At 70.4% G+C, this 6033-nt stretch carries 6 protein-coding genes; 2 read left to right on the top strand and 4 right to left on the bottom strand.

Annotation, left to right across the window (positions count from 1 at the left end; genetic code table 11):
- Positions 1-7: 7 nt before the first annotated feature.
- The 4 genes from BR47_RS0129320 to BR47_RS0129335 all read right to left on the bottom strand — a co-directional run bounded on the left by BR47_RS0129320 (position 8) and on the right by BR47_RS0129335 (position 4701).
- Entirely contained in the window at positions 8-1141 is a 1134-nt protein-coding gene (locus BR47_RS0129320; protein WP_020099368.1) for an Mrp/NBP35 family ATP-binding protein, read from the bottom strand.
- 43 nt (positions 1142-1184) lie between these two features.
- Complete coding sequence (locus BR47_RS0129325; RefSeq protein ID WP_090562622.1) at positions 1185-2678, bottom strand: lytic transglycosylase domain-containing protein; 1494 nt, start codon at positions 2676-2678, stop codon at positions 1185-1187.
- A 119-nt stretch (positions 2679-2797) separates the two neighbouring features.
- Positions 2798-3391 carry a DUF1003 domain-containing protein gene (locus tag BR47_RS0129330; protein WP_020099370.1) on the bottom strand — a complete coding sequence of 198 codons (594 nt, stop codon included), beginning with the start codon at positions 3389-3391 and terminating at the stop codon, positions 2798-2800.
- The gene (locus BR47_RS0129335; RefSeq protein ID WP_020099371.1) at positions 3388-4701 is read right to left on the bottom strand and encodes a magnesium transporter MgtE N-terminal domain-containing protein; all 1314 of its coding nucleotides are present in this window, start codon (positions 4699-4701) and stop codon (positions 3388-3390) included. Before BR47_RS0129335 ends, BR47_RS0129330 begins: the two co-directional genes overlap by 4 nt.
- A gap of 25 nt (positions 4702-4726) precedes the next feature.
- On the opposite strand from BR47_RS0129335, the gene BR47_RS0129340 reads away from it, so the two are divergent.
- Complete coding sequence (locus BR47_RS0129340; RefSeq protein WP_029121655.1) at positions 4727-5692, top strand: HpcH/HpaI aldolase/citrate lyase family protein; 966 nt, start codon at positions 4727-4729, stop codon at positions 5690-5692.
- Between the two features lie 121 nt (positions 5693-5813).
- Positions 5814-6033, top strand: a 220-nt coding sequence (locus tag BR47_RS32900) for a leucine zipper domain-containing protein (RefSeq protein ID WP_155987071.1), incomplete at its 3' end; no start/stop codon positions are given.

Raw genomic sequence — 6033 nt, forward strand, 5'->3', positions numbered from 1 at the left:
GGGAGGCTCAGCGCCCAGCCGGGTCGAGCCCGAGCGACATACCGGCCAGTCCGCGCTTGCGGCTGGACAGTTTGTCGGCGATGCCGCGCAACGCGGCGCCGGCGGCGGTGTCCGGTCCGGACAACACCAGGGGGACACCGGTGTCGCCGGCGCTCACGAGCTGCGGGTCCAGGGGGACCTGGCCCAGCAACGGAACCTCGGCACCGACTGTGCGCGTGAGGCTTTCGGCGACCTGTGCGCCGCCGCCCTCGCCGAACAGCTGCATCGTGGTGCCGTCGGGCAGGGTCAGTCCGGACATGTTCTCGACCACGCCGACGATGCGCTGACGGGTCTGGACCGCAATGGCGCCGGCGCGCTCGGCGACCTCGGCGGCGGCCATCTGCGGTGTGGTGACGACGAGAATCTCGGCGCCGGGGATCAACTGCGCCACCGAGATGGCGATGTCGCCGGTGCCGGGCGGCAGGTCGAGCAGCAGGACGTCGAGGTCACCCCAGTACACGTCGGCCAGGAACTGCTGCAGCGCGCGGTGCAGCATCGGCCCGCGCCACACCACCGGGGTGTTGCCCTGGGTGAACATCGCGATGGAGATGACCTTCACATCGTGCGAAACCGGCGGCAGGATCATCGAATCCACCTGGGTGGGGCGATCCTGCACGCCCATCATCCGGGGCACCGAGTGGCCGTAGATGTCGGCGTCGAGGAGGCCGACCGACAGGCCCTTGGCGGCCAGCGCGGCCGCCAGGTTGACTGTCACGCTGGACTTGCCGACGCCACCCTTGCCCGACGCCACCGCGTACACCCGGGTCAACGAGCCGGGCTGGGCGAACGGGATGACCGGTTCCTTGTCGTCGCCGCGCAGCAGCTTGCGCAGTTCGGCGCGCTGCTCGTCGTTCATCACGTCGAGGGTGACCTTGACGGCCCCGGTGCCCGGCACGTCGGTGACGGCCGCGGTGACCCGATCGCTGATCTCGGTCTTCTTCGGGCAGGCCGACGTGGTCAGGTAGATCTCGACGTGCACCGCGCCGTCGGACTCGACCGTCACGTCCTTGACCATCCCGACCTCGGTGATCGGACGGCGCAGTTCAGGATCGATGACTTTGCCCAGTGCGGCGCGCACGGCGGCTTTCAGCTCAGCAGACATTACTCGCGAGTTTATAGCTGCCGGTCAGCGCGCCGGCAGCTGGTCACGGTAGGACCGGGAACGCGGGCGGCGGCGGACCCATGGCTTCCGCGGGCAGCGGGCCGGCCGGGGCCGGTGCTGCCGGGCCGGGCGCGGGTCCCGGTGCGGCGCCGACCGGGCCGGCGGCCGGGGTGCCGACGCCCACCGCGGTGACCGGGATCGGTCCCGGACCAGCCGGTGCCGGCGCGACGGGCGCGGGTGCGAGCGGGGCCGGCGGCAACTGGAACGGCGGCAGGCCGAACGGGTTCGGCGCCGGTGCGTCCAGTGCCGGTGCGTCCGGGGCGGGGATGGGCACAGCGCTCGGCGCGGGGCCGCCCTGCAGGCAGAACACCGCGCAGTTCTGTTTCGGTTCGGCGGGCCCGGGCAGCGGACCCATGCGCCCCATCTGCAGCGCGGGCGTCATCGCGAGCGGGTCGTCGGACGGCAGTCCCATCGCGTTGATCGGCAGCCCCGGCCCGAGCCCCTCGGGGTTGTCGAGGTGCTGGTCGCCGATGGCGGGCGGCGGGCCGACGATCGGCGGCAGGTCGACCGGCGCGATACCGGTGACATAGGCCTTGGCCCAGCCCAGCACGTTCTGGGCATAGGGCATCGAGTTGTTGTAGCGCAGGATCGCGGTCAGCACCTGGGACGGATCACGCAGGTTCAGCCCGCCGCTGCACAGGTACCGGGCCGCGGCCAGGGAGGCGTCGTAGACGTTCTGCACGTCGGGCTTGCCGTCGCCGATGGCGTCCGAGGCGTACCGGGCCCAGGTGCCGGGCAGGAACTGCATGGGTCCCAGCGCCCGGGCGTAGGTCACCCGCCCGGCGGAGATGCTCTGCACGATGACCTCGTTGCCGGCCAGCGTGCCGTCGAGGACGGGCCCGAGGATCGGGGTGAGCGCGGTACCCCGCGCGTCGGTGGCGCCGCTGTTGGCGTGGCCGGACTCGATGCGGCCGATACCGGCCAGCAGGTTCCAGCTGATACCGCAGCCCGGTGCGTTGGTCGCCATGATCTTCTCGGCGGTGCGGTACGCGTTGAGCACGACGGGCGGGATCCGCAGCCCACCGGGAGCCATCACCAGCGACGCCGGCGGCGGCGACAGCGCGGTAGTGGGATCCATGTGCAGCGCGCGGGGAACCTGATCGGACGCGACGACCGTCATCCCGGCCCGATTGCGGGGGCCGGGGGTCGTGGGTGTGACGGCCGCCAGCGGCGTGACGCCCGCGGTGGCGGTGTTGTGGACGGTTGTTTGCCGAGTCGGCGACGAACCGCCGACGGCAAGCATCAGGACGAGCGGCGCGACGACCGCGACACCGGCCAGCGGCCGGCGCAGCGCCTTGGCGATCTGCCGGCGACGGCCGGGCCCGGCTTCGGTGGCGGCGTCGATGTCATCGCCCACGGCGGCGTCGTAATCCTCGATGGCGTCGTCGACCGGCTGGCCTTCGCCGGGAAGTGCGTCGAATTCAGTAGTAGGCGCAGCGTTGTCCGCGGAATCAGCGGTGTCGCCCCCGATGTGCACTAAGCCATCCTATGAAAGTGGAATACCGGAGTGACCCCGGTGACATGTGTTGTGATCCAAGTCACCATACCTACTCCGCGGTCGGTTGTCGTACTAATGATTCCGGAGAATGGAATCTCTCATTCGGCCGCGGTGGCGGAGTCGGCGGAGTCGGCCGCGGCGCCGCTGAAAGCGTCGTCCTCCTCGACCGGCGGCCGGGTTTTTCCGGCCTTGCGTTTGCCGGATCCGCCCTTGCCGCCGTTCTGCTGAGCAATCAACGTCCGGAGCTCGTCGAGTTCGCGGCGGAGGTAGTCGCGGGTGGCCACCTCGCCGACGGCCAGCCGCAGCGCGGCCAGTTCGCGGGCCAGGAATTCGGTGTCCGCCTTGGTCTGGGCCGCGCGCCGGCGGTCCTCTTCGAGCGACACGCGGTCCCGGTTCTCCTGGCGGTTCTGCGCCAGCAGGATCAGCGGTGCGGCGTACGCGGCCTGGGTCGAGAACGCCAGGTTCAGCAGGATGAACGGATACGGGTCGAACTGCAGGCTGATCGCGATGAGGTTGAACGCGATCCAGATGACCACGATCACCGTCTGGATGAGCAGGTACTTGCCCGTGCCCAGGAACCGGGCGATCGACTCGCTGAACCGGCCGACGGCCTCCACGTCGACCCGCGGGGTCAACCGGAAGCGGGAGGTGCGCGGGATGTCCAGGCGCTGCCGCGCCGAAGGCTCGCTCACCGGCCTGCTCCCGAGATGTTGTCAGTGATGGCCTGGGTCGAGTCCGACCCAGGTTCGTCCGCGCTCCGCCAGCCCGACGGCAGCAGGTGGTCGAGCAGGTCGTCGACGGTGACGGCGCCCAGCAGATGGCTCTCGTCGTCGACCACCGGTGCGGACACGAGGTTATAGGCGGCGAAGAAGCGCGTGACCTCGGCCAGCGAGCTGGTCGGTGACAGCACCGGCAGATCGGTGTCGAGGATGCCGCCGACCTGGGTGGCGGGGGGTTCGCGCAGCAGCCGCTGGGTGTGCACACAGCCCAGGTAGTGGCCGGTCGGTGTCGCGGTCGGGGGGCGGGTGACGAACGTCAGCGACGACAGCGCCGGCGTCAGCTCGGGATCGCGGACGCGGGCCAGCGCCTCGGCGACGGTCGTGTCCGGGGTGAGCACGACGGGTTCGGGCGTCATCAGACCACCGGCGGTGTCCGGGGAGTGCTGCAGCAGTCGGCGCACGGGCTCGGAATCCTCGGGGTCCATGCGGTCCAGCAGCACGGCCGCGCGGGTGGCGTCGAGCTCGCCGAGGAGGTCGGCGGCGTCGTCGGGGTCCATCTCCTCCAGCACGTCGGCGGCGCGCTCGGTGCCCAGCTGGTTGAGCAGCTCGGCCTGTTCGGGTTCGGAGAGCTCCTGCAGGATGTCGGCCAGGCGGTCGTCGTCGAGGGCCTTGACGACTTCGTGACGGCGCTTGACCGGAAGATCGCGCAGGGCGTCGGCGACCTCGACGGGACGCTGCCCCTCGAACTGCTCCAGCAGTTGCGCCACGCCCTGTCCCGGCAGCGCGAGCGCCGACGGCGTCAGCCCGGTGACGTTCTTCCAATCGACGACGTGCACCGTGGTGCGCCGGCCCAGGCGGCGGTGACGCACGGCGACGCGGGTCACCAGCCAGTCACGCGACCGGGCCTGCTCGATCGCGAGGTCGACCACTACGACGTCGATGCCGGCGAGCTGTTGCAGCTCCGGGTCGGTGACGCGGACGCGGGTGTCCAGAATCTGCCCGAGTACCAGCGCCTCGCCGGGGCGCTGCTCGAAGCGACGTAGCGAGATGGTCGCTCCCGTGAGGGTGACCGAGTTGTGCTCGATCGAGGTCACCCGCAGGATCGGGACGAATATCCTTCGGCGCGTGGTCAATTCCACGACGAGGCCCAGCACCCGCGGCTGCTGGCGGACGATGCCCATGCTCACGACCACGTCGCGGACCCGGCCGACCGACTCGCCGTCGGGGCCCAGCACGACCAGTCCAGCGAGTCTGGCCACGTAGACCCTGTTGACCGCCACCATGCTCCACAGGGTAGAGAGTGGGGTCGTGGAGAACCTGTATCGGCCCCGCCGTACCTGCCTGTCCGTTCCGGGTAGCAGCGACAAGATGATCGCGAAGGCCAAGACGCTGCCGGCCGATCAGGTGTTCCTCGACCTCGAGGATGCGGTGGCGGCCGACGCCAAGGCCGCGGCGCGGACGCGGGTGGCGCAGGCGTTGTGCGAGCCCGGCTGGGCGGGCCAGCTGCGCGGCCTCCGGGTCAACGACTGGACCACGCCGTGGACGTACGCCGACGTGATCGAGGTCGTCACCGCGGTGGCGCAGGGCGGCGGCGTGCTCGATGTCATCGTGCTGCCGAAGGTCAGCGATGTCTCGCACGTGCAGGCCCTCGATCTGTTGCTGACGCAGCTCGAGCGCACGCTCGGACTGCCCGTCGGCCGCATCGGCATCGAGGCCCAGATCGAGGACGCCAAGGGGCTCGTCAACGCCCACGCCATCGCCGGCGGGCCGCGGGTGCAGGCGCTGATCTTCGGGCCGGGTGATCTGATGGCGAGCCTCAACATGCGCACGCTCGTCGTCGGTGAGCAGCCCGTCGGTTACGGCGTCGGCGATGCCTATCACCACGTGCTGATGACGATCCTGGTGGCGGCGCGGGCCCACGGCATCAACGCGATCGACGGCCCGTATTTCAAGGTGAAGGACACCGAGGCGTTCACGCGCGTCGCCGGGCAGACCGCGGCCTTGGGGTACGACGGCAAGTGGGTGCTGCACCCCGACCAGATCGCCGCCGGAAACGAGATCTTCAGTCCGCGGCAGGCCGACTACGACCATGCCGAGCTGATTCTCGAGGCGTACGAATGGCACACCTCGCAGGCGGGCGGGACCCGCGGCGCGGTGCTGCTCGGTGACGAGATGATCGACGAGGCCAGCCGCAAGATGGCGCTGGTGATCGCGGGCAAGGGCCGCGCCGCCGGGATGACGCGCACCGGCGAGCGGTTCAGCCCGCCGGCGTGACCGGGCGGGCTAGCTGTACTGACCACGGACGTTAGGTACGGCGTGGCGTGGTGACATGAAGAAGACCTCCGAGTGAAGTGCGAGCTGTCGAGGAACGCACCAACTCATCTCGGAGGTCTTCATGTCCCACCGTAATGCTCCTTTGTCCGATACCGGGCGTCTGCGCCTGGCTCGCTGCGTCGTGGAGGACGGTTGGCCGCTGCGGCGAGCTGCCGAGCGATTCCAGGTCGCGGTGAGCACGGCGGCTCGCTGGGCCGGCCGCTACCGCGAACTCGGCGCTGCCGGCATGAGCGATCGCAGCTCACGACCGCACCACAGCCCCAACAGAACACCCACACGAA

Origin of the sequence: Mycobacterium sp. UNC410CL29Cvi84 (assembly GCF_000686745.1) — a bacterium.
Lineage (GTDB): Bacteria > Actinomycetota > Actinomycetes > Mycobacteriales > Mycobacteriaceae > Mycobacterium > Mycobacterium mucogenicum_B.

Bases quoted from the DNA above. Each gene is read 5' to 3' on its own strand.
- BR47_RS0129335 (WP_020099371.1), bottom strand. From the start codon at position 4,701: ATGGTGGCGGTCAACAGGGTCTACGTGGCCAGACTCGCTGGACTGGTC.
- BR47_RS0129320 (WP_020099368.1), bottom strand. From the start codon at position 1,141: ATGTCTGCTGAGCTGAAAGCCGCCGTGCGCGCCGCACTGGGCAAAGTC.